Origin of the sequence: Pseudorhodobacter sp., assembly GCF_034675685.1 — a bacterium.
Lineage (GTDB): Bacteria > Pseudomonadota > Alphaproteobacteria > Rhodobacterales > Rhodobacteraceae > Pseudorhodobacter.
The window spans coordinates 48,025-70,945 of sequence record NZ_JAUCDA010000018.1; the positions used below are offsets into that span (position 1 = coordinate 48,025).

17 protein-coding genes, 1 tRNA gene, 1 pseudogene and 4 CRISPR repeat arrays (1 of these 23 cut by a window edge) are annotated in these 22,921 nt (G+C 57.4%); of the genes and pseudogenes, 15 read left to right on the top strand and 4 right to left on the bottom strand.

Annotated elements, in window-relative coordinates; genetic code table 11:
* Window positions 1-30: 30 nt before the first annotated feature.
* The 4 genes from VDP61_RS15730 to VDP61_RS15745 form a co-directional block, all read right to left on the bottom strand.
* Window positions 31-1,410 carry an aspartate aminotransferase family protein gene (locus VDP61_RS15730; protein ID WP_323007818.1) on the bottom strand — a complete coding sequence of 460 codons (1,380 nt, stop codon included), beginning with the start codon at window positions 1,408-1,410 and terminating at the stop codon, window positions 31-33.
* A gap of 178 nt (window positions 1,411-1,588) precedes the next feature.
* Complete coding sequence (locus tag VDP61_RS15735; RefSeq protein ID WP_323007819.1) at window positions 1,589-3,085, bottom strand: TRAP transporter large permease; 1,497 nt, start codon at window positions 3,083-3,085, stop codon at window positions 1,589-1,591.
* Window positions 3,082-3,663: a TRAP transporter small permease gene (locus VDP61_RS15740; protein ID WP_323007820.1), complete on the bottom strand. Its 582-nt coding sequence runs from the start codon at window positions 3,661-3,663 to the stop codon at window positions 3,082-3,084. Before VDP61_RS15740 ends, VDP61_RS15735 begins: the two co-directional genes overlap by 4 nt.
* Before the next feature lie 78 nt (window positions 3,664-3,741).
* Window positions 3,742-4,785 carry a TRAP transporter substrate-binding protein gene (locus VDP61_RS15745; protein WP_323007821.1) on the bottom strand — a complete coding sequence of 348 codons (1,044 nt, stop codon included), beginning with the start codon at window positions 4,783-4,785 and terminating at the stop codon, window positions 3,742-3,744.
* Between the two features lie 421 nt (window positions 4,786-5,206).
* Between VDP61_RS15745 and VDP61_RS15750 the strand changes: the two genes are divergently transcribed.
* The 15 genes and pseudogenes from VDP61_RS15750 (at window position 5,207) to cas2 (ending at window position 19,444) form a co-directional block, all read left to right on the top strand.
* Window positions 5,207-5,656: a YtoQ family protein gene (locus tag VDP61_RS15750; RefSeq protein WP_323007822.1), complete on the top strand. Its 450-nt coding sequence runs from the start codon at window positions 5,207-5,209 to the stop codon at window positions 5,654-5,656.
* A 63-nt stretch (window positions 5,657-5,719) separates the two neighbouring features.
* Window positions 5,720-5,809, top strand: a tRNA-Ser gene (locus VDP61_RS15755).
* 234 nt (window positions 5,810-6,043) lie between these two features.
* Window positions 6,044-7,150 carry a tyrosine-type recombinase/integrase gene (locus tag VDP61_RS15760; RefSeq protein ID WP_323007823.1) on the top strand — a complete coding sequence of 369 codons (1,107 nt, stop codon included), beginning with the start codon at window positions 6,044-6,046 and terminating at the stop codon, window positions 7,148-7,150.
* Window positions 7,151-8,164: 1,014 nt separating this feature from the next.
* Window positions 8,165-8,877, top strand: a pseudogene (locus VDP61_RS15765) (IS5 family transposase).
* A 311-nt stretch (window positions 8,878-9,188) separates the two neighbouring features.
* Window positions 9,189-9,614: a hypothetical protein gene (locus tag VDP61_RS15770; RefSeq protein WP_323007824.1), complete on the top strand. Its 426-nt coding sequence runs from the start codon at window positions 9,189-9,191 to the stop codon at window positions 9,612-9,614.
* Window positions 9,615-9,723: 109 nt separating this feature from the next.
* Window positions 9,724-10,746: a site-specific integrase gene (locus VDP61_RS15775; protein WP_323007825.1), complete on the top strand. Its 1,023-nt coding sequence runs from the start codon at window positions 9,724-9,726 to the stop codon at window positions 10,744-10,746.
* A gap of 332 nt (window positions 10,747-11,078) precedes the next feature.
* Window positions 11,079-11,570: a hypothetical protein gene (locus tag VDP61_RS15780; protein WP_323007826.1), complete on the top strand. Its 492-nt coding sequence runs from the start codon at window positions 11,079-11,081 to the stop codon at window positions 11,568-11,570.
* A 284-nt stretch (window positions 11,571-11,854) separates the two neighbouring features.
* The gene (locus VDP61_RS15785; protein ID WP_323007827.1) at window positions 11,855-14,080 is read left to right on the top strand and encodes a CRISPR-associated endonuclease Cas3''; all 2,226 of its coding nucleotides are present in this window, start codon (window positions 11,855-11,857) and stop codon (window positions 14,078-14,080) included.
* Between the two features lie 65 nt (window positions 14,081-14,145).
* Complete coding sequence (cas5c, locus tag VDP61_RS15790; protein WP_323007828.1) at window positions 14,146-14,814, top strand: type I-C CRISPR-associated protein Cas5c; 669 nt, start codon at window positions 14,146-14,148, stop codon at window positions 14,812-14,814.
* A complete protein-coding gene (gene cas8c / locus VDP61_RS15795) occupies window positions 14,811-15,674 on the top strand; it encodes a type I-C CRISPR-associated protein Cas8c/Csd1 (protein ID WP_323007829.1) in 864 nt (287 codons plus the stop codon). The genes cas5c and cas8c (VDP61_RS15795) overlap by 4 nt, the downstream gene beginning before the upstream one ends.
* A complete protein-coding gene (gene cas8c, locus VDP61_RS15800) occupies window positions 15,658-16,548 on the top strand; it encodes a type I-C CRISPR-associated protein Cas8c/Csd1 (RefSeq protein WP_323007830.1) in 891 nt (296 codons plus the stop codon). The genes cas8c (VDP61_RS15795) and cas8c (VDP61_RS15800) overlap by 17 nt, the downstream gene beginning before the upstream one ends.
* Window positions 16,545-17,495 (top strand): type I-C CRISPR-associated protein Cas7/Csd2, encoded by a 951-nt coding sequence (gene cas7c, locus VDP61_RS15805; RefSeq protein ID WP_323007831.1) that lies wholly within the window; start codon window positions 16,545-16,547, stop codon window positions 17,493-17,495. The genes cas8c (VDP61_RS15800) and cas7c overlap by 4 nt, the downstream gene beginning before the upstream one ends.
* The gene (cas4, locus tag VDP61_RS15810; protein ID WP_323007832.1) at window positions 17,495-18,121 is read left to right on the top strand and encodes a CRISPR-associated protein Cas4; all 627 of its coding nucleotides are present in this window, start codon (window positions 17,495-17,497) and stop codon (window positions 18,119-18,121) included. Before cas7c ends, cas4 begins: the two co-directional genes overlap by 1 nt.
* On the top strand, window positions 18,118-19,152 hold the full coding sequence (gene cas1c, locus VDP61_RS15815) for a type I-C CRISPR-associated endonuclease Cas1c (protein WP_323007833.1): 1,035 nt from the start codon (window positions 18,118-18,120) through the stop codon (window positions 19,150-19,152). Before cas4 ends, cas1c begins: the two co-directional genes overlap by 4 nt.
* A 1-nt stretch (window position 19,153) precedes the next feature.
* Window positions 19,154-19,444 (top strand): CRISPR-associated endonuclease Cas2, encoded by a 291-nt coding sequence (gene cas2, locus VDP61_RS15820; RefSeq protein ID WP_323007834.1) that lies wholly within the window; start codon window positions 19,154-19,156, stop codon window positions 19,442-19,444.
* A gap of 199 nt (window positions 19,445-19,643) precedes the next feature.
* Window positions 19,644-20,084: direct repeats of the CRISPR family, unit length 32 nt; unit sequence GTCGCCCCCTTCGCGGGGGCGTGGATCGAAAC.
* A 102-nt stretch (window positions 20,085-20,186) separates the two neighbouring features.
* A CRISPR array of direct repeats spans window positions 20,187-22,001; the repeat unit is 32 nt; unit sequence GTCGCCCCCTTCGCGGGGGCGTGGATCGAAAC.
* A 103-nt stretch (window positions 22,002-22,104) separates the two neighbouring features.
* A CRISPR array of direct repeats spans window positions 22,105-22,404; the repeat unit is 32 nt; unit sequence GTCGCCCCCTTCGCGGGGGCGTGGATCGAAAC.
* An 81-nt stretch (window positions 22,405-22,485) separates the two neighbouring features.
* A CRISPR array of direct repeats spans window positions 22,486-22,921; the repeat unit is 32 nt; unit sequence GTCGCCCCCTTCGCGGGGGCGTGGATCGAAAC (it continues 787 nt past the right edge of the window).

Consider the following 22,921-nt stretch of genomic DNA (forward strand, 5'->3'; position numbering starts at 1 on the left):
TTTCAGACAAGGCGGCTTTCCATTGGTGTATCAGGAGAAGACCTTCGTCAACGCCTTGTCAATCGCATGGGTGATCTGGTCGATATCATCCGCTGTCGCGATCAAAGCAGGCGACAAACACAGCGTATTGTTCAGGCCAGTCATGCTGCGGTTTGTCATCCCGATCAAGATGCCCTGCGCCGCGCAATCGGCCACCACGGCGGCAACCTTCTTTTCTTCGGCCGGTTCCTTGCTGTCACGGTCTGCAACCAATTCCGCCCCACAAAACAAGCCCTTGCCGCGAACATCACCGATCACCCGATGCTTGTCCATCAGGTTGTGCAGATTCCCCATCAGCCGTTTTTCCATCCGCAACGTATTGCCGAGCAGGTCTTCGTCTTCCAATATCCGCATATTCTCCAAGGCGGCGGCAGGCCCCGCCGTGCAGCCGCCATAGGTTGAAATATCGCGGAAATAGGACAGGTTGTCGCTCGGGTCATCCTTGAACTGCTCAAACACCGCCTCGGTCGTCACCATACACGAAATCGCAGCATAGCCAGAGGCAACGCCCTTGGCCAAGCTCACAAAATCGGGTTTGATGCCATAATGCTGATAGCCGAACCAGGTTCCCGTGCGCCCCATGCCGCAAACGACCTCGTCAATATGCAGCAAAATATTGTATTTCCGACAAATTTCCTGCACCCGGTCCCAATAGCCTGCGGGCGGCACAATCACCCCGCCACCAGCCGTGATCGGCTCCAGGCACAGCGCGCCGACAGTATCGGGGCCTTCGCGCAGAATTACCTCTTCGATCGCGTCTGCGGCCCGCTCTCCATAATTTTCGACATCCCATTGTTTGCGGTATTCCAGGCAATGCGGCACCTCAACAAAACCCGGCGCAAAGGGTCCGTATTGGGCGTTGCGCTCATACTGCCCGCCGGCCGACATCGTCCCGATGGTAGAGCCGTGATAATCGCGGTTGCGGTACAGGATCTTGTATTTCTTGCCGCCATGATGCCGGGCCGAGATCTGGCGCACCATCTTGAACGCCTTTTCATTCGCCTCGGACCCCGAGGTGGCATAGTAAACCCGGCTCATGCCCGGCATCTTTTCAATCAGCCGTTCGGCGAACAAAGCCCCCGGAACCGAGCCGACAGAACCACCGTAAAAGTTCATTTTCAGCACTTGATCATAGATCGCGCGCGCAATGCTTTCACGGCCATAGCCGACGTTCACCGTCCAGACACCGCCTGAAACCGCGTCGATATGCTCTTTGCCCTTGGCATCCCAAACCCGCAGGCCCTTGCCTTCCACCATGATCCGGGGATCAACGGTTTCAAAGGGTTTATGCTGCACCAGATGGTGCCAGATATTGGCGCGATCGGCCTCAATCACGCCAGACAAGTCATTGCTATGGGTCATCGTTTCCATATTGTCACCTTTTGCGATATGCAGGCATGGCAGCGCCATCCGGCAAGAATGTTGATGCCGCAGTATCAGCCCAACACAAGCGATTTGCCAAGCCCGAACGTAGGGCCAAACCGTGTACGTGCTTAAGGCCAGATTTCTGGAAAAACCTCGACTGTGCAGGGCGCGACGCCGCCTTTCCCTACCAGCCGACCAAAAACAGGGTGATTGCCGGAAAGCCCACCAAAATCGCCACACGGACGATATCCGAGGCAACAAAGAACACAACGGCCCGATAGGTTTCAATCATCGGCGTTTTGCGATCCATCGTGTTGATGATAAACAGATTCATTCCAACCGGAGGGGTGATAAGCCCCACTTCCACCACGATCAGCACCAAAATCCCGAACCAGATCGCTGTTTGCTCGGTGTTGATCCGCGCCAATGCCCCCGCATTCACCCCGCGCAAGCCCAACGCCTTGATCTGGTCACGCGTCAATTCTGCCCCTTGCGCCAGCGCCGTATGGATGCTGTCCAGCACATCAGGCGCGAGGGCCGCCCCCTTGGCAAGTGCCTCCAGCGCGCGGGCGGCATGTAGCTCGGCCATGCTGACCATGCCAAAATCAAGCCCTTGGATCACGGGCCAAAAAATCGGGATCGTCAGCAAGATCATCGAAAGACTGTCCATCAAACAGCCCAAAAGCAGATAAAACACCAAGATCAGAACCAACACGATCCATGGGCTGAACCCCTGATCCACCACCCATGCCGCAACTTCTTGTGGAACTTGGGACAGCGCCAGAAACCCGTTGTAAAACGCCGCCCCCAGCACGATGAAAAAGATCATCGCGGTGGATTTGGCTGTGGTGAAAAAGCTGTCGGCCAGTGTCGCGCGGGTAAGCCCGCCGTTCAGCCAGGCAAGCAGCCCAGTGCCGAACGCCCCCACCGCAGCCCCTTCCGTTGGCGTGAAAATGCCCCCGTAAATTCCGCCTACAACAGTGACAAATACCAGAAAAACCGGCCAAACCCTGACCAGTGCCGCCATCCGCTGGCCATAGGGCACCCGCGCCCGCACCCCTGCCGCACCCGGATACAGCCGCACATAAAGCGCGATGACCAGCATATAGCCCAGCGCCGCCAGAACCCCTGGAATGAATGCTGCCAGAAACAATTTGGCGATGTTTTGTTCTGTCAAAATCGCATAGATCACCAGCACAATTGAGGGCGGAATTAATATCCCCAATGTTCCCCCTGCCGCCAAAACCGCAGTTGAAAACCCGCCAGCATAGCCATAGGCCCGCAATTCCGGCAAAGCGACCCGGCCCATTGTGGCCGCCGTGGCCAGCGATGACCCGCAAATTGACCCGAACCCCGCACAGGCCCCCACGGCCGCCATCGCCACCCCGCCACGGCGATGCCCCAGCCAGCTTTCTGCCGCGCCGAACAGGGCCTGCGACATGCCCCCCAGCGTGGCGAACTGCCCCATCAGCAAGAACATTGGCACGATTGACAGGGAATAGCTGGAAAACGTGGTAAAGGTTTCCGATTTCAACCGCGCAAGGGCCACCGACGGCCCGCCGCCTATGATGCTCATCCCGGCAAGGCCCGCGATGAACATCGCCAAACCGATCGGCACGCGCAGAAATATCAGCGCCAACAGCGCCGGAAAAGACCACAGCCCGACTGCCAGATCGCTCATGGCTCTGCCCTCTCATCGGCAAGAACAGCCCGGTTGCACCAAGCCTCGACACTGCGCAACAGCGCGATGTAAACCGCAACAACCGCAGCGGTAACGGCCCCGGTCAGGCACAACGCATAGGCCCACCACAGCGGAAATTGCAGCAAGAACGTCGTCTGCCCCGACCGCTGTTTACTGACCATCCCCGCCCCAAGCTGCACCGCGATCAGCACCAGAACGGCGGCGAAAACCACCTCGATCACGGCCCGCAAGACCCTGGCAATCCGGGGCGGCAACCCGGCCGTAAAGACATCTACAGCGGCATGGCCCCCGGTGATCTGGCACAGCGGCAAAAACGCAAAGATGGCAAAAGCCACTCCGGCCTCGATCAACTCAAAGTCACCGCTGACCGGGCCGATACCGGCATCCAGCAACCATTGCGCGGCCCCCGTAAAGTAATCCGCCGAAACCATTTTATGCAACGTATCATTCAGTTTACGGCCAGCAATGGAAACGACGGTCAGCAGCACCAGCGCCGACAGCATCACCCCGCCCAAATAGGCAAGACCCTGCGATATATTCAGAAAAAAGCGGTGCATTCTCTGCCTTTTTGACGCGGCGCAAAAAGCGGCCCGCTGCAGCCTTTACTGCAACGGGCTACCAAGGCACCCTATAAATCAGTGCGCGGCCAGATATTCAGCCATCAGGCGGCGCGTTTCATCAATCAGGGCCTGGCCATCAATACCTTTGCTCTGCATATCAGCCACCCAAGAGGCATAGATCGGTGCAACAAGCGGCAGCCAGTTCGCCTCGGCATCTGCTTGGCTGATGGTAATGATGGTATTGCCACGGTCCACCGCAAATTGGCGCGCCGGCCCGTCACTATCCGCCTGTGTAGCCCCCGCGAACACCGAGAAATCCAGGCCCGAGTTCTGGTCAACCACGGCCTTCAGATCTTCGGGCAACCCCTCATAAACCGCCTTGTTCATCGCCAGAACAAAGGTGATGTTGTAAAGGGCTGCGCCTTCAAACTCGGTGTGGTTTTCTACCAATTCCGGCACTTTCAGCGACCCGGTCACTTCCCACGGAATTGTCGCCCCATCAATCACGCCTTTTGACAGGGCCTCGGGGATCAGCGGCACCGGCATGCCCACCGGCTCGGCCCCCAATTTTTCCAGCATGATATTCACCATGCGTGAAGCGCCGCGAATCTTCATACCCTGCAAGTCGGCGGGCTTTTCCACCGGATCGGCGGTGTGAAAAATGCCAGGGCCGTGGACCCAGGTGCCAAGCACATGCAGGTCCTTGAACTCGGTATCTTTCATATGCGCTTCAGAGATTTTCCAATAGGCATAAGACGCAGCGCGCGCATCACTGACCATGAACGGCAGTTCCAACACCTCGGTCGATGGGAAACGGCCGGGGGTATAGCCGACCACAGTCCAGATCACATCGGCCACACCGTCAATCGCCTGATCTATAAGCTCCGGCGGCGTACCGCCCAATTGCATCGAGGGAAAGCGGTCTACCTTGATGCGGCCAGCGCTGTCTGTTTCGATATTATCAGCCCAAACATCCAAAATCAGCTTTGGCACATTGGCCTGCGCGGGCAGGAATTGATGCAGCCGCAACGTTACCTCTTGGGCCATCACCCCGGTTGCCATCAGCGTGGCAATGGCCACACCGCCAAAACTCGTCAGAAACTGTCTGCGCTTGGTCATATGTTCTTCACTCCAAAACGATTCGCCCATCAGGGTCTTCCCCTGTGACTTCAAATGCCAATCCAAGTTATTGACCAGTCCAGTTTATTGGCCAGTCCTGAACCGCCCACTCCCGCTTGCGCTTTTGCGGCATTCAGCCCGACACATCGCATATATCAGCCACAGTTCAAAGCCTCTATGGAATGCATATCAGAAGTGCCAAGGCGGTTGGCGATTAGCCTGTTGCAACGGGCACAAAGGCTTTCCTGTCGCGGACCTCCCCGAGCTTGGCCAAAATAAAGTCAGGTATTGCGGCCAGTTCCATAAAACCTTTCATATCTGCGACGCCCCCCCCCTTGGATGTCGGTGCAGCCCATGGCGCCCCATCAGCCGTTGCCGCCCTGAACCTGAACCGCTAGGCTGCCGATAACAGGAGGTCGCTATGACATTGAACGTATATCTTGCCGGAGAAATTCACAGCAACTGGCGGGCCGAGGTTATCGCCGGATGCGCTGATCTTGATGTAACTTTCAGCGCCCCCGTCACCGATCACGATGCGTCGGATGATTGCGGCGCCACTATTCTGGGGGCCGAAACCTCCAACTTCTGGCATGATCACAAAGGTGCCAAACTTAACGCCATCCGCACCCGCCACGCTATTGGGGCCGCCGATGTGGTCGTGGTGCGATTTGGCGAGAAGTACAAGCAATGGAATGCCGCCTTTGATGCCGGCCAAGCCGCCGCTTTGGGCAAGTCCCTGATCGTGATGCATGGCCCAGATCATCAGCATGCCCTGAAAGAGGTCGACGCCGCCGCCCTTGCGGTGGTTGAGAGCGCCGAACAGGTCGCGCAGATCCTGCGCTATACCCTTACCGGCGCAATACCCCGCTAAATCTGCCCCACCCGTGTTTTCACCCTTGCCCACGCGCCTGTGCGTTGTTAAATGATGCCCGTCGGAGGCGTGGCTGAGAGGCCGAAAGCACTCGGTTGCTAACTGAGCGTACGGGGAACCGTACCGTGGGTTCGAATCCCACCGCCTCCGCCACCATCCTATTTTTATTGATTTGAACGGGTCGCCTTGGGCGACCTTTTTCCTTTATTTCATTGGGGTTTCTTGCCGGTTTAGATTGTTCTGGCTTTCTTTCGATTGCGTCTCCATTCTTTTTTTGGGTGGTATGGAATGTGGTATGAATAATGGCCCTTACAGGTAAGCTGACAAAGAAGCTGGTGGGAGAATCTTGGCGCTGGGCGGCATGGCGATGGCGGCGGGTTGTATCTGGTGGTTGATCCTTCGGGCGCGCGGCGCTGGATCGTGCGGGTGGTGGTCAAAGGTCAGCGCAACGCCAAGGGCGCGCCGCTGCGCACGGACTTCGGTTTGGGTGGGGCAGATGTGGTAACGCTGAACCATGCGCGGGAACGGGCGTTGGAATATCGGCGGATGGCCAAGCAAGGCTTGAACCCCCGATTTAATGTCGCGCGCGAGATACCCAGCTTTGAGGAAATCGCGGGGCAGGTTCACATTGACCGGATGCCAACGTGGAAGAATGCCAAGCATGGTGCGCAATGGATCAACACCTTGCGTGACTATGCCTTCCCCAAGATCGGGCGGATGCCGATTGGCAGCATTGGTCAGCCGGAGGTGCTGATGTGCCTGTCGCCAATCTGGACTGAAAAGCATGAAACCGCGCGACGTTTGGCGCAGCGCATCAAGATCGTGCTGGATGTCGCCAAGTCAAAGGGGTTCCGGTCGGGTGAAAACCCCGTGACCGCGATCCATGAAGCGCAAGTATTGCCCAAGGTGAAGGCCAAGCCCAAACACCATAGCGCGATGCGCTGGCAAGACGTGCCGGCTTTCTATGCTGATCTGAAAACCCGCGATGCAATGGCGGCCAAGGCGCTGATGTTCACCTGCCTAACCGGATCACGCACGGGCGAGGTTTTGGGGATGCAGTGGGGCGAGGTTGATTTTGACGCGCGGCTATGGACCTGCCCTGCCGAAAGGATGAAGGGCGGCGTGGTGCATCGGGTGCCGCTGACCGATGAAATGTTGGCAATCATCGAGCCTTTGCGCGCTATGCAGTCAGATTATGTGTTTGAAGGCCAGAAGCGGCATAAGCCTTTGTCGAACATGGCCATGCTGATGCTGTTGCGCCGGATGCAGGTCGAAGGCGTCACGGTGCATGGGTTCAGGTCCACCTTCCGCGATTGGGCCTCTGAGGCGGCAAACGCACCGCGAGAGGTTGCGGAAATGAGTTTGGCGCATAAGGTGGGTAACGATGTTGAGAGGGCCTATGCGCGGTCTGATTTGCTGGACAAGCGGCGGGCGTTAATGGGGCAGTGGTCGGGGTTTGTGTCCGAAGGGAATAAGTTACCAGAGGAAGGTTAAAATGTTTTGTCCGCCTGAATATGTTTCTGTCGCTGAGCTTTGGAAAGAGTTCATTGATAAGCATTATGTCAGACTATCCGCAATTGCCCGGCAAAAATACTGCGTGCAGGCAGATATACTTCCGGATGAGTTCGGGTCACCCCTGGATTTTAGCGAAGATGTTTTTCTAAGCCTGATCAATGATATGGATGTTTTCTGCAGCAGCCGACGACGGTAGGCTGACTCGCTTCAAACCGTATTAGACGGTGGTAGGTCACGCCTTTTCTCGAAACTGTCAGTCTTTGAAAGCGCCTTGGTTGCAAGTGATCCGCAGGAAGCCGGGCCAGACAACTATTGGCTTTACAAGATGGGTTCACGTTCTTTCGAAGCATGGACTGACCTTGAATGCGGAAGCACCACCTGGCGCCAAAGATACCCATTTGGGGTTGGACAGGCTTCGGAACTGGCAGTGTTTCATACTTTACCTATCACGTTCGAACGGACGCGCTTCATCATCCCCGACCAGCCCCCTCCCTGGAGTGGTGACGTGATTGATGGAACATTTCCTGCCGAGGGTCATTCAGGCTTTCGCGGGGTGTGCTTTGTGTCTGAGTGCCGAGCAGGCGAAGCGATGGCGGGGCAGACACATCGTCAAATCTCGTTTTTTGACACCCTTGGAAGTTTCGCCAGCCGCCGCCACGCAAGTTGGACTACAGGGGGAAACAAAGCCAAGCTTTGCACCACTACCTCCAACTCCACCCGAGTGGTCAGCACAGCACCTTAACCAAGGCATGTCGTGAAATCAAACAGCAATTCGGCCTCATCGTAGCAACCAAGACCCTAGGTCGAGCCATTAAGGCCGCAGATATGGAGAAGACAAAACCTCGTAAATAATGAGGACAAAATAGCGGACAAAACTAGGGCTTGTTGAGATTTAGGATTCACAATTTGGCTGACTTCTGATTCACTCCTTCAAAAAAGGAGGTTTGGATGTTGAGCGAGCGTTTTGTTATCAACGATACCCAGTGGGCTTTGATGGAGCCGCATTGTTTTGGCAAAAAAGGTGACCCCGGTCGCACGGGTGGGGACAGTCGCGTTTTCATGGAGGCGGTTTTGTGGATTGCCCGAACCGGTGCCCCGTGGCGTGATCTTCCAGCTGAATTTGGCAACTGGAACACCATTTTCAAACGCTTCCGACATTGGGTCAAAGCCGATGTTTTCAAACGGATATTTGACGCCGTGTCGGGTGATCCAGACATGGAATGCGTCATGATTGATGGCACAATCTGCAAGGTTCACCGCCACGGACAGGGCGCAAAAGGGGGACTCAAAGCCAGGCTATAGGGCGATCTCGCGGTGGAATTACCACAAAAATTCTGGGCCTGACTGATGCGCTCGGCAATCTGGTTTCATTTCGTCTGATGCCGGGGCAAGTCCATGATCTGCGCGAAACGGCGGAGATCATTGAGGGTATTTCCTGCAAAATGTTCCTTGCGGATCGCGCATTTGACGCCAACTGGCTGCGCGAAACCCTGAGTGTTTCAGGAATTATTCCGGTCATCCCGCCAAAATCCAACCGAAAATTCCCGCCAGAGTTCGACAACCATAGTTACAAATGGCGGCATCTGATTGAGAACTACTTTCAAAAACTGAAGGAATTCAAACGTATAGCCCTGCGGGCCTGTAAAACAGACCAGAGCTTCGCTTCAATAATCTATCTGGCCGCCGCTATCATCAACTCTCGATGAATCTCAACAGGCCCTAATCTGATGTTTTGTCGCTTTTGTCCGACTTCCATAATCTTTGAATTGAACGCACTCCTGAAAGCAAGCACAGGAGATTGAAACATAACCGATTTGTTTGAACAAAACCGAAACTAGGTCCTTGGTGATTCCGAACTTGATCTCATCGGGGATCACGACAAACTCGCGCAATGGCGTCACAAGCACATGGGGCCAGCCTTTTACCGCCTTGGCCGCAAGATCATCTATCGCGGGGCAGATTTGAACGCTTGGGCCGAAGCCAGCCGGGTTGATCCCGGCAAGGGTGAGCGCGCCTAATGGCCAAGCGCGTATCGGCGCGCAAAATCAAAATCCACGACCAATACACCTATGAGCAATTGGCGGATGCGCTGGGCGTTTCGGTGCAAACGGTGCGGTCGTGGCGGCCAGCCGGGCTTATGGTCTTGGACAGCCAAAAGCCGCATTTGATTTTGGGTTTTGCGCTTAAAGACTTCCTCAAGAAACGGTCAAGCAAACCGGAACGCCGTTTGGCGCGCGATCAGTTCCTATGCATGACCTGCAATGCGCCAAGGCGGGCGTATGGCGGGATGGCAGACTACACCCCCTACACCGCCACGCGCGGCAGGCTGGAGGCGCTGTGTGAGGAATGCCAAGGGCTATGTGGCAAGTTTGCCAGCCCAAGGCATTGCGCTGAATTGGCCCCAATTCTGACCATCGCCACACGCAACAGGAATCGGCCCTAAAGGAACCTTGCAAACCTAGCGTGAACCATAACTTCCGGTCCCCCGCTGAGTCAGGCGGAAATGATGATCAAGAACAGGCCAAAACCCAAGCAGTACAAGGAATAATACGATGAAGCGATACCTTGAGGCGAACGAACGGATCAAACGCGACTACGCCACCTATTTGCGCAACGCGAAAGGTCAGGACGATACGTCGATTGACAAGGCGCGGGCGGCAATCCGGCAGTTTGAGGCCAGCACAAAATTCAAGCCTTTTACCAAATTCCATCGCCAGCAGGCGGCGGATTTCAAGGACTATCTGGGCAAGCAACGCAACGAACGCACTAAGAAGCCCCTTAGCTTTTCAACCGTCGATGCAACGCTGCGTTTGGTCAAAGGGTTCTTTCACTGGCTGGTCAGTCAGCAAGGGTTCAGGCGGGTGCTGACCTATGCCGATGTTGAATACTTCAACAACACGCGCAAAGCGGCACGGGTGGCGCATACCCAGCGCGCAATCCCATACCCGTCAATGCAACAGGCCGCCCATGCGTTTCAGGCGATGCCGTCTGAGACTGAGTTCCAGAAACGCGATAAGGCGCTGTTTGCGTTTTTCATGCTGACAGGCGCGCGGGATGGGGCGGTGGCATCGCTTAAGCTCAAGCATGTGAATGCTGATCTTGGCCATGTTTTCCAAGATGCGCGTGAGGTGAACACCAAGGCCGCCAAGACGATCCATTGCCAGTTCTTTCCGGTCGATGCCGCTTATCGGGATTGTTTCATCGCTTGGGTGACGTATCTGCGTGCGGTCAAACTGTTCGGGCCAGAAGATGCGCTGTTTCCCAAAGCGTGGGTAGGCGTGGTGGAGGGCAAGGGCTTTGCCAATCTGGGCCTTGCGCGGACAGGCTTTGCCAATGCGTCCAAGCTGAACACGATCATCAAGGCCGCGTTTGCCGCTGTGCAGATGCCGCAATATACGCCCCATGCCTTCCGCAAGACGCTGACCAAATACGGCGATGAGATCAGCACAACGATGGAGCAGCGCAAGGCGTGGTCGATGAACCTGGGGCATGAGAATATGGCCACCACGATCAACTCTTACCTGCCCGTCACGCATGAGCGGCAAATGGAATTGATCCGCAATATGGGGGCGTAGGGCGGGGATTGAAGTTTGCCAGCAAGGGCCTGAATGCCAAGCGATGTTGCCTTGGCCTTCTCCATCAACGCCTCTAATGCCTACAAATCCAATTCGTCCACATTCTCACCAGATGCGGAAAGCTGTTCAAGCAATTTCCGGCCTTCAAACTGGACTGCATCAATGGGTGAGCGGTCAAAAAGCCCAACTGGCCTGTTCGCAAGCAGAGGTTGCGTGCGCGCATAGTTGGCCCAATTGGCGCGGTAAATTTGGCAGGTGAGGTCCAGCGAAACTTGGGGTCAGCGGCTGATTTTACAGGACGCTGGACCAGTTCGGGCAAAAGCATTGATATCTTGTGGTTTCCACTTCCCAAGCGATTCGAGGCGGCTGTCATCGAGTGGATCCAGGCGCTAAAGGATTTGGAGCTTATAGAGGAAGACGCGTTTTTTCCAGACAATATTTGGCTCAAGCATCGACCAAAGGTTTCTAGCTTAAACCGCAAGCCGGTCCCCGTAATGTCAACGAAACATGCTGTTAGCGAAGCCTTTGGCATCGCCTGCCGCGAGAGCGGCGTCAAGTACACCCCACATTCCGCAAAGCGCTGCATTGGCACCGAACGCGATGAACGTCCACTGACCCAGCTCGAGCGCAAGGCATGGTCGGAGAACATGGGACATGAGAATGAACAGATCACCGAGCGTCATTATGGCAAGCTGGCAGATGAAAGACGCTTCAAAGTCCTTGAACACATCGGCACGAATGTTGGCGGTGCACTTTTGGGGTTCACTGAAAGAGATATATTCGCGCTTGGTAATATGGTGGTTGAATTTATGCGGAACAGGTAGATTGGAAAGACTGTGCCAAGGTCCGGGCGGCACTCAAAGCATATCGGTGATATTTATGACATAGGAATGGGCAGCAAAAATCAAATTCTAGGCGCCTTTTTCACCCAAAAGGCGATAGGAGTTTACCCGCGATATGGTGCGCCAAGAGGAAAGGGATGGCGGCACGAGGTCAGTTTGCATTTGCTGCGGGACCAGTTCTTTGCTGATTGCTAAAACACGCCGCTTTGTGCTGTGTTCATCTTAGCGGATATTAGTGATCCGGTTTGACAAGATTGGTCGGTCGAATGACTCAAAATTATGCGCACTCAACATCAGAGGCCTGTCAGACATGGCAAACACTGGCGGACCATCTGCGACAGGTGGCCAGCCAAGCCTCTGAACGTGCAGCACCTCTTGGGCTGGAGGGAGCGGCTTTCACATCCGGATTGTACCACGATCTGGGCAAATATGACCCTGCATTCCAGCGTAAGCTGGCGGGTGAGGTTAATCGTGTGGATCACTCTACCGCAGGTGCGGCGGTTCTGCTGAAGGATGCGCCGCCGAAAGACCAAATTCCACGAGAGATGATCGCCTATGCGATCCTTGGGCATCACGCTGGCTTGCCGGACCGAAATACAGACTCGCTGTCAAGCATGGATCGCCGATTGGAAGCGCATAAGAACGCGCTTGCTCCGGTCTGGAAAACCGAGGTCGAACCGCCCCCATCGGGGCTGTTTACGCAGCTTAATAATCTGTTGGGAAAACACCGCACAGATAGAAGCCGAGATGGCTTCGACATATCTGTGGCCACACGGATGCTGTTTTCATGTCTTGTTGATGCCGATTACCGCGACACTGAAAATTTCTATGCAGCCGTTGAGGGAGCCAAAGACCGGGACTGGCCATCTTTGGCAACGGTTTTGCCCGAAATGACAGCGCGGTTTGACGCGCATATGGCACAATTTTCAAGCTGCGGCGACATCAACGCATTGCGCAAAGATATCCTTGTCCATGTGCGTGCCAAAGCCGCGATGGGACCGGGGTTGTTTACCCTGACTGTGCCGACAGGTGGGGGCAAGACATTGGCATCCTTGGGGTTTGCCTTGGACCATGCGCGCCAGCACGGTCATCGGCGGATCATATACGCGATCCCGTTCACCTCAATCATCGACCAGACGGCAGCGATTTTTCGCGAGGTTCTGGGCGCCGAGACTGTGCTGGAGCATCACTCTGCCATCGAGGATGACAAAATGCGTGAGGGCCGCGACAAGTTGCGGTTGGCGATGGAGGATTGGGCCGCGCCGGTTGTCGTTACAACAAATGTTCAGCTTTTTGAAAGCCTGTTTGCCGCGCGACCGGGCCGTGCGCGCAAGGTTCACAATATTGCAGGCAGCGTGATCATTCTGGATGAGGCGCAGACCATTCCTCGTCCCTTGCTGCTACCCTGTCTTGCGATGCTCGATAGCCTTGCACGGCTGTTTGGCTGCTCAATCGTGCTGTGTACCGCAACGCAGCCCGCCGTGGGTGAGACTTTGAAAGGCGGCCTTGCGCTTGCTGGACGCGAATTGGCACCAGACCCGACCGATCTGGTCAAGCGTCTGAGGCGGGTTCAGATCATCCATGGGGGCACAATGGACAACGCGGCCCTTATTTCAGCTTTGCGCAACGTTGATCAGGGGCTTGTGGTGGTCAACAGTCGGGCGCACGCGTTGGATCTGTGGCGCGAGGCGGCTGGGATGGAGGGGCTGTTCCATCTGTCGACCCGTCAATATGCGGCGCATCGACGGCGAATTCTGGCCCGTATCAGGCAACGGTTGGCCGATGGTCTGCCCTGCCGTGTAATCTCGACCAGCCTGATTGAGGCGGGGGTGGACGTATCGTTTCCCTGCGCATGGCGGGCCGAGGCGGGGTTGGACCAGATCGTTCAGGTGGCGGGCCGCGTGAACCGCAATGGTGAATTGCTGCCTGCATTGGGGCAAGTGACGGTGTTCACGCCTGATGGCTATTCCACCCCGGTAGAAATTGCCGGGCTGATCGGCGATATGGCACGGATGCGTGATCTGTTTGAGGATCTGCAATCGCCCGAAGCAATCCAGAGCTATTTCTCGGAAGTCTATTGGCGGTTGGATGCCCGGCTTGATGCAAAGAAAATTCTTGCCGGTTTCAAACTGGAGCGTAACCGCACCAACTTCAACTTTCGCACCGTGGCCGAGCAATTCCGGATTATCGAAAGTGGGATGGTGCCAGTCATCATCCCCCGCGATGAGGCCGCAATTGAGGCAGTAAAACAGCTTGAGGTGCCAAATATCCCATCGGGCAAAATCGCCCGCGCATTGCAAACGCATCTGGTAACGGTGCCGCCAAAAGCACGCGCCAGATTGCTTGCCTGTGGCAAGGGCGCGTTTGTGCGACCGGATTTGCGGGCAGATCAATTTTTTGTGCTGGATATGGAACAGGGGCTTTATGCTGAGGAAACAGGTCTGCACTGGGAGGATGCGGATTATCTGGCGATTGGCCAAAGCATTTTCTAGCTGCGCTTCTTTCGGCTTGATTTAATTGTACTTACGGGCAAACTCGGCTGAAACGTGGAGGTTCAATGTCATACGGTGTGCGGTTGAAGGTCTGGGGCGATTATGGGTTGTTTACCCGCCCTGAGTTGAAAGTTGAGCGGCTGACCTATGATGTGATGACCCCTTCGGCGGCGCGCGGCATTCTGGAGGCGGTGCATTGGAAGCCCGCGATCCGCTGGGTGATTGACGCCATTCATGTGCTGGCCCCGATCCGCCATCAATCCATTCGGCGCAACGAAGTGGGGCACAAAGCCCCGGCGGGCAGCATCAAGCGCGCGATGAACCGCGGCGATCTGGAGGGGTTGGGGATTTTGGTCGATGAGGACCGCCAGCAACGTGCCTCCACAGTTCTGGTCAAGCCTGCCTATCTGATCGAAGCGCATTTCGAGATGACCGACAAAGCGGGGGCAGAGGATAATGCGGGCAAGCATCTGGATATCTTCAAGCGCCGTGCGCAAAGGGGGCAGTGTTTCCACCAGCCCTGCCTTGGCACCCGCGAATTCACCGCGTATTTCGAATGGCTTGCGCAGGACGCCCCCCTGCCCGAACCGATTACCGAGACCCGTGATCTGGGCCTGATGCTGTGGGATATCGACCATACGCACGCCAGCCGTCCGTCAATGTTTTTCCGCGCCAGGTTGGAAAATGGCGTGATGCAGGTGCCTGCCCCTGAAAGCCAAGGGGTATTGCGATGAGCGTGCTTGCCTCATTAGCCGCTGCCTATGACCGTCTGCCCGATGCGCCGCCATATGGGTTTTCGATCGAAAAAATCGGGATGCTGGTTTCGGTGCGTGATGATGGATCAGCCATCGTGATCGACAAGCGCGGCGACGATAAAAAGCGAAGCCCATGGATGCTGCAAGTACCGCAAGCTGTGAAGCGCACGGCTGGTATTGCGCCGAATTTCTTATGGGATAAGACGGCCTATGTGCTTGGCCTGACTGCAGCCGAGGGCAAGCGCACTGGGGCTGAACATCAAGCCTTTAAGGAGCGCCACGCGGAATGGCTGGAGGGTACGCAAGATGCGGGCTTACTGGCGTTCTTGCGGTTTTTGGAGGTCTGGACGCCCGATCAGCCGTTGCCAGGCATGACAGATGATCTGCGCGACCAGAATGCCGTTTTCACCTATGAACCTGACCGCTTGTCAGGCCTGTGGTTGCATGACCGTCCAGCCGCGCACGAAATTTGGCGCAAAAAGGCGGGTGACGCGGCGGCGGGCGCGCAGATGTGTCTGGTGAACGGTGAAATGGCGCCAGTCGCGCGGTTGCATCCCTCCATTAAGGGGGTTTGGGGCGCGCAATCCTCGGGGGCAGCACTGGTGTCGTTCAACCTTGATGCGTTTACCTCTTATGGGCACGAGCAAGGCGACAATGCTCCGGTGTCAGAGGCCGCCGCCTTTGCCTATACCACCGCGCTCAATCATTTCCTGACCAAAGACAGCGGCCACCGCATTCAGATCGGCGATGCCTCGACGGTGTTCTGGGCCGATGGGTCGGCGGTGGAAGCCGAGGAGCTGTTTTTTGGTGCTTTTGGCGGTGGTGAGGTCGGAAGCTGAGGACGAAATCGCCACTCGGGAAATCAAATTGCGGCTTGAGATGATCCAAAAGGGCACCGCATTGGCGCAGGTTGCGCCTGACCTTGCCAAGGGCGTACGGTTCCACGTTCTGGGCCTTGCCCCCAATGCCGCGCGCTTGTCGGTGCGGTTTCATTATGAGGATGACTTCGGCACGTTGATCGCCAACTATCAGAACCACATCGCCAATTTGTCTGTGGACCCAGCCCCGCGCGGCGACTTTCCGCCGCTGTGGAGGTATTTGCAGGAACTGGCAGTTTTGGGCAAACGCGAGAACGTACCGCCCAATCTGGCGGGTGACTGGATGCGCGCCATCCTGACAGGGCAGAAATACCCTATCACACTTTTGTCCACCACCCTGATGCGCCTGCGCGGCGATGGCGATGTAAACGCGCTGCGCGCAGGTATTCTGAAATCCGTCTTGATCCGTAATCTGAACGTGGAGGTTCCCGTGGCGCTTGATCCCACATCCCAAAACAAGGGCTATATCCTCGGGCGGCTGTTTGCTGTCTATGAAGAGGTGCAGCGCGCGGCCCTTGGTGGCAAGGTCAATGCGACCATCAAGGACAAATTCTACGGGTCAGCCTCGGCGACCCCGCAAAAGGTGTTCGCAGTGCTGGATCGCGGTTCGGCCAATCATTTCGCCAAGCTGCGCAAACAAAGCCCCGGCTGGGGGGTGAATCTTGAAAAATTGCTGACCTCCATCACCGATCTGATGGAACCGGGCCAAGACCCGATCCCCGTCGCCCTGACCAGCGCAGAGCAGGCGATGTTCGGCATTGGCTATTACCATCAGCGCGCCGAGGCCTTTCGCAAGCGCGAGACGCAAACCGATACAGTGGAGATGTCCAAATGACCGCCCTGACCCAACGCCATGACTTTGTGCTGATTTTTGACGTGACGAATGGCAATCCGAATGGTGATCCCGATTCCGGCAACATGCCAAGGATGGACCCGGAGACGGGCCACGGCCTCGTCTCGGACGTCAGCCTGAAACGCAAGATCCGCAATTATGTCGACCTCGCCCGCACGGGGCAGGACGGGCATCATATCTATGTTCAGGAAAGCTCAATCCTGAATGATCAGCATCGCAAAGCCTACCGCGCCCTGCGCCCGGACGACCCAAAGGTCGACAAGGATGCCAAGTTGAACCCTAAGAACGATGCGGAGGCGATCGAACTGCGCGACTGGATGTGCGCCAATTTCTTTGACGTGCGCAGCTTTGGCGCGGTCATGTCAACAGGCGTGAATTGCGGACAGGTCAAGGGGCCGGTGCAGATCACCTTTGCAACCTCGGTAGAGCCGATCATGCCTGCCGAGATTTCGATCACCCGGATGGCCGCCACCAATGAGGCCGAGAAAAAGCAAAAGGCCGAGGGCGACGACAGTGACGACCGCAAGGAAAACCGTACCATGGGCCGCAAGCATATCGTGCCTTATGGCGTCTATGTGGCTTACGGCTTCATTTCGGCCAAATTTGCCGAGCGCACCGGATTTTCCGAGGCTGATCTGGGCTTGCTGACCGAGGCTTTGTCGTCGATGTTTGAGCATGACCATTCGGCGGCGCGGGGGCAGATGTCTACCCGCAAGTTGATTCTGTTTCGGCACGACTCTGCGCTGGGCAACGCCCCGGCGCACCAGCTCTTTGACATTGTAAAAATCGGCCGGTCGGTGGACGGCGAGTTCCGCAACATTGATGCACGGCTGGACAACCTTGCCCCCGCTCGCCGCTTCAGTGACTATTCGGTGCAGATCGACCGTGATGCCCTGCCTGCCGGGGTGGAGGTTATAGAAATCGTGTGATGCAAAGCGCCGAACCGATCCCGATCTCGGCGCTGCAACACGCGACTTATTGCTTGCGTCAAGCGGCGCTGATCCATCTGGAGCGGCTTTGGGCTGATAACCGCTTTACCGCAGAGGGCGATGTGTTGCACGCCGTGGCGGACAAGGGCGGCAAGCGTCAGGCGCGTGGCGTACGGCGCGTGATGGCGCTGGCCGTGGCCTCCGAGCGGCTCGGGATTGCGGGCATCTGTGATATGGTGGAGTTTGTGGCGGAAATCCCCTTTCCGGTGGAATACAAGCGAGGCAAACCTAAACTGCACCGCGCCGATGAGGTGCAGCTTTGCGCACAAAGCTTATGCTTGGAGGAGATGACCGGCCAGACCGTGCCCCAAGGTGCCCTTTATTATGCCGAAACCCATCGCCGCGTGACAGTCCCCTTTGATGCTGATTTACGCGCGCTCACACTATCGGTGATCGCAGATTTGCGCACTGTGCTTGCCTCTGGGATAACCCCGCCGCCCACCACGCAAAAAAGCCGATGCCGTGCCTGCTCGCTGCTCGAGTTGTGCAGACCCGCGCTTTACGGTCGCCCGGTCCTGTCATGGCGCGCCAGCCAGTTGCGCGCGATGCTGGCAGACGCCCCATGAAAAAGCTGTTGAACACCGTTTATGTCACCACCGAAGGCAGTGCCTTGCGCAAGGATGGAGAAAATCTGGTGGCCGAGGTGGAGGGTGAGGTGAAAGCCCGTGTGCCGTTGCACATGCTGGCCTCGGTCGTGGTGTTCGGGCCGATCTTGCTGTCTCCGTCCCTGATCGGCGCCTGTGCCGGGGCGGGGATCACCATCGTTCTGCTAGGGCGCAATGGCCGGTTCGCCGCACGGATCGAGGGCCCCGTGACCGGCAATGTGCTGCTGCGCCGCGCGCAATACCGCGCCAGCGACGCGCCAAAAGATATAATTCGCGCGCTACTACTTGGAAAGGTTGCCAATCAACGCGCGGTTCTGATGCGATCCTTGCGCGATTACGGCAGCGAGTTTGGGCCAGCCGCCCACGGCGCCCTGACTGCAGCCTGTGACCGCATGGCGCAAATTCTGCGCAACATTGAATGCGCCCCAGCCGATGCAGACGAACTGCGCGGGATGGAAGGGGAAGCCGCAGCGCTATACTTCAGTGTCTTCGACCACCTTATCCGAAGCCCTGACCCTGCCTTTCGCTGGGCCAGCCGGTCCCGCCGACCACCACTTGACCCGATGAATGCGCTATTGTCGTTTCTCTACACCTTGTTGACCCATGATTGCCGTAGCGCGGCTGAGGCCGTGGGTCTTGACCCCGCCGTCGGGTTCTTGCACCGTGACCGCCCGGGCAGGCCCAGCCTTGCGCTGGATCTGATGGAAGAATTGCGTCCCGTTCTTGTCGATCGCCTCGCCCTGTCGTTGGTGAACCGCCGCCAGTTGCGTGCTACGGATTTTGAAACCCGCGACGGCGGGGCCGTGATGATGAGTGATGACGCACGCAAGACAGTTCTGACCGCGTGGCAAACCCGTAAAAAGGAAGAACGGTTGCACCCGTTTCTGGCCGAAAAAATCCCCTTTGGCCTGGTTCCCTTTGTTCAAGCCCAAATGCTTGCCCGCCATTTACGTGGTGATCTTGATGGATATCCACCATGGTTTTGGAAATGACATGTTGGTTCTTGTGACATATGATGTGAATACTCTGGAAGATGGCGGCAAGAGGCGCCTGCGTCATGTTGCGCGCGCCTGTCAGGATTTTGGCCAACGCGTGCAATATTCAGTGTTCGAGATTGAGGTCGAACCCGCCCAATGGACTAAGCTTAAAACGAGATTGGAAGCGATCATCCGGCCCGAGTTTGACAGTTTGCGCTATTATTACCTTGGCTCGAACTGGCAGCGTAAAATCGAACATGTGGGGGCCAAGCCTGCAACAGACTTCGGGGGCACCCTGATCATATGAACATACTGTTCGGGCCTCGGTGCGAACAGCATTCGTGCGTTGAGATCGGCTCTTTTTTCGCACCGCATTCAACCCCTTGTATTACTTTTGCATTTTATAGAGCTTACGTTTTTCATGGAGTTAACCTGACCTGCTCGCCATTGGGTTCGCGCCACAACGCTTCTTTTCTCTGGCGATGCAATGCTTTAGTTGGTTAGGAGTCGCCCCCTTCGCGGGGGCGTGGATCGAAACCGCGCGATGGGCGCAGGACACAGACCAGCCATGGGGTCGCCCCCTTCGCGGGGGCGTGGATCGAAACGGCAGCAGGGTCATGCGTCAACGTCGCGTCGACTCATCAGTCGCCCCCTTCGCGGGGGCGTGGATCGAAACCATGCCATATCCGGCGAAATGGCTGCTAACGCCGCCGGTCGCCCCCTTCGCGGGGGCGTGGATCGAAACTCTGCGTCCGTCAGACCGCCGATTGACCACCGCAACGTCGCCCCCTTCGCGGGGGCGTGGATCGAAACTAATAACCAGCGTTATTGACGCTGGCCGCTTGGGTCGCCCCCTTCGCGGGGGCGTGGATCGAAACCTTGACTCGGGACTCGCCCTCGCCATCAATCCGTACGTCGCCCCCTTCGCGGGGGCGTGGGATCGAAACTCGCCCGGTCCAACCCAGTTGCAACGCGGTCCGGTCGCCCCCTTCGCGGGGGGCGTGGATCGAAACCCATAGATGCCATTTACCGTCATTGTAATCCGTCAGGTCGCCCCCTTCGCGGGGGCGTGGATCGAAACCCCCAGACCTGTCGCGGTTGGAAAGCTTTGAACAGATTGGTCGTCGCCCCCTTCGCGGGGGCGTGGATCGAAACGCTCCTCGGCGCGCCTGGCACCGGGACGGTGCGGTACTGTCGCCCCCTTCGCGGGGGCGTGGATCGAAACCCGCCCAGAGGTATGCCGATACCGCGCCAGCTCCGGCGTCGTCGCCCCCTTCGCGGGGGCGTGGATCGAAACTATTGTCGAATTGCAAACCGCTCATTGCAGAGTCAGTCGCCCCCTTCGCGGGGGCGTGGATCGAAACACAACTTATCCAAAGCGCGCGCCGCCTTTGCCCGCACCGTCGCCCCCTTCGCGGGGGCGTGGATCGAAACCCCGCGGGTTTTGGGGAAGCGCAGGGTGAGGGGCCTGCTCCTGTCGCCCCCTTCGCGGGGGCGTGGATCGAAACCTATCCCCTTGACAACGTGCTGCTAAAAGCATCAGGGTCGCCCCCTTCGCGGGGGCGTGGATCGAAACTGCAATTAGGCCAAAACGTCCGTCGAATTGGTAGTCGTCGCCCCCTTCGCGGGGGCGTGGATCGAAACCCCGGCTTCAAAAACCGATGAACCAGTGCAGCCGCGTCGCCCCCTTCGCGGGGGCGTGGATCGAAACCTATTCTTGCCAATGTGCTGCTAAAAGCATACGGGTCGCCCCCTTCGCGGGGGCGTGGATCGAAACCCAGACTATACCAGGATCGTCCCATTTACAAGCACACAGTCGCCCCCTTCGCGGGGGCGTGGATCGAAACAGCGCCATGTTGAACGGGTTGAGCGAGGCTGGCCCGGTCGCCCCCTTCGCGGGGGCGTGGATCGAAACTGTTTATTGACAAGATCAACCCGCAAGAATAACCCTGTCGCCCCCTTCGCGGGGGCGTGGATCGAAACATTGTTGCTGAAGGTGTAATAACGTCTGGAAACATGTCGCCCCCTTCGCGGGGGCGTGGATCGAAACAGGAGGTGTCGGCGATGCGGTAATCTGGATGGTGACGATGTGGTCGCCCCCTTCGCGGGGGCGTGGATCGAAACATCGAGTGGCAAAAGGAAGTCATGGGCCTTGTGCGTCGCCCCCTTCGCGGGGGCGTGGATCGAAACCCATCGAGTGGCAAAAGGAAGTCATGGGCCTTGTGGTCGCCCCCTTCGCGGGGGCGTGGATCGAAACGTTGCGGAATAGGCGCGCCACACCGCAATGTAAAGATGTCGCCCCCTTCGCGGGGGCGTGGATCGAAACACAAGACGATCAATATTGGAGACGATGTGAACTGGGTCGCCCCCTTCGCGGGGGCGTGGATCGAAACCAAGGGATGGGATAGCGCGGTTTAACAAGCTAGTCAGTCGCCCCCTTCGCGGGGGCGTGGATCGAAACCCGACCAAACCGGGCCACCAAACCATGTTGTACTGGGTCGCCCCCTTCGCGGGGGCGTGGATCGAAACACAATTTTCAAGACGTGGAAACCGGAAGATACCTCGTCGCCCCCTTCGCGGGGGCGTGGATCGAAACTCCATCAAATAAACCAAGCCACGAACACTGCGGCGTCGCCCCCTTCGCGGGGGCGTGGATCGAAACAACCGCCATGCGTAAGGCAAACGAGGGCGATTACAGTCGCCCCCTTCGCGGGGGCGTGGATCGAAACATCCCGAGACTGCTGGGGGAGGTCTGGCATGATCGTCGCCCCCTTCGCGGGGGCGTGGATCGAAACTATCCTTCCGCGTTGGTTGTATGACCAGCGCGTTAGGTCGCCCCCTTCGCGGGGGCGTGGATCGAAACCAGACTATAACCGGATCGTGCCAGACAAGCACACGTCGCCCCCTTCGCGGGGGGGGCGTGGATCGAAACACCAATCAACACGCAATACTGAGAATACCATGCTTGTCGCCCCCTTCGCGGGGGCGTGGATCGAAACATCCAGAATATTTCCGACTTGTCAGCACCTTGAACGTCGCCCCCTTCGCGGGGGCGTGGATCGAAACTGCAATTATGCCAAAACGACCGTCGAATTGGTATGTCGCCCCCTTCGCGGGGGCGTGGATCGAAACGTAAAGCGCCTCCATCAAAGCGTCAAATGTTTCAAGTCGCCCCCTTCGCGGGGGCGTGGATCGAAACCACTCGTCCGACTTAGGCTTGCCCTTACTTAGGCTGTCGCCCCCTTCGCGGGGGCGTGGATCGAAACTACGCATACCATCTATCCGTGGCGATTGATGTGCCCTTGGGGGGCGGGGCAGCTATAACAGGATCGTGCCAGACAAGCACACGTCGCCCCCTTCGCGGGGGCGTGGATCGAAACTCCACATTGCCTGAAGTTGTAGAGACAATGCGGCGTCGCCCCCTTCGCGGGGGCGTGGATCGAAACCTATCCTTGCCAACGTGCTGCTAAAAGCATCCGGGTCGCCCCCTTCGCGGGGGCGTGGATCGAAACCGAGAACGTAATATAAGAAGTCGGAATGTTTCCGTGTCGCCCCCTTCGCGGGGGCGTGGATCGAAACATGTTGAGTGCGGCAACAGGGATCGAACCTGTAAGTCGCCCCCTTCGCGGGGGCGTGGATCGAAACATCTGGGGCTTGTGCGGTCTGCTATCGACCTTGTCGCCCCCTTCGCGGGGGCGTGGATCGAAACACCCTTGGCTTTAGCGATGGCAGAGGCAAAGGCTGTCGCCCCCTTCGCGGGGGCGTGGATCGAAACTGGATGAAG

Bases quoted from the DNA above. Each gene is read 5' to 3' on its own strand.
- VDP61_RS15730 (WP_323007818.1), bottom strand. From the start codon at position 1,410: ATGGAAACGATGACCCATAGCAATGACTTGTCTGGCGTGATTGAGGCC.
- VDP61_RS15735 (WP_323007819.1), bottom strand. From the start codon at position 3,085: ATGAGCGATCTGGCAGTCGGGCTGTGGTCTTTTCCGGCGCTGTTGGCG.
- VDP61_RS15740 (WP_323007820.1), bottom strand. From the start codon at position 3,663: ATGCACCGCTTTTTTCTGAATATATCGCAGGGTCTTGCCTATTTGGGC.
- VDP61_RS15745 (WP_323007821.1), bottom strand. From the start codon at position 4,785: ATGACCAAGCGCAGACAGTTTCTGACGAGTTTTGGCGGTGTGGCCATT.
- VDP61_RS15750 (WP_323007822.1), top strand. From the start codon at position 5,207: ATGACATTGAACGTATATCTTGCCGGAGAAATTCACAGCAACTGGCGG.
- VDP61_RS15770 (WP_323007824.1), top strand. From the start codon at position 9,189: ATGGCCAAGCGCGTATCGGCGCGCAAAATCAAAATCCACGACCAATAC.
- VDP61_RS15775 (WP_323007825.1), top strand. From the start codon at position 9,724: ATGAAGCGATACCTTGAGGCGAACGAACGGATCAAACGCGACTACGCC.
- VDP61_RS15785 (WP_323007827.1), top strand. From the start codon at position 11,855: ATGACTCAAAATTATGCGCACTCAACATCAGAGGCCTGTCAGACATGG.
- cas5c (WP_323007828.1), top strand. From the start codon at position 14,146: ATGTCATACGGTGTGCGGTTGAAGGTCTGGGGCGATTATGGGTTGTTT.
- cas8c (WP_323007829.1), top strand. From the start codon at position 14,811: ATGAGCGTGCTTGCCTCATTAGCCGCTGCCTATGACCGTCTGCCCGAT.
- cas7c (WP_323007831.1), top strand. From the start codon at position 16,545: ATGACCGCCCTGACCCAACGCCATGACTTTGTGCTGATTTTTGACGTG.
- cas4 (WP_323007832.1), top strand. From the start codon at position 17,495: ATGCAAAGCGCCGAACCGATCCCGATCTCGGCGCTGCAACACGCGACT.
- cas1c (WP_323007833.1), top strand. From the start codon at position 18,118: ATGAAAAAGCTGTTGAACACCGTTTATGTCACCACCGAAGGCAGTGCC.
- cas2 (WP_323007834.1), top strand. From the start codon at position 19,154: ATGTTGGTTCTTGTGACATATGATGTGAATACTCTGGAAGATGGCGGC.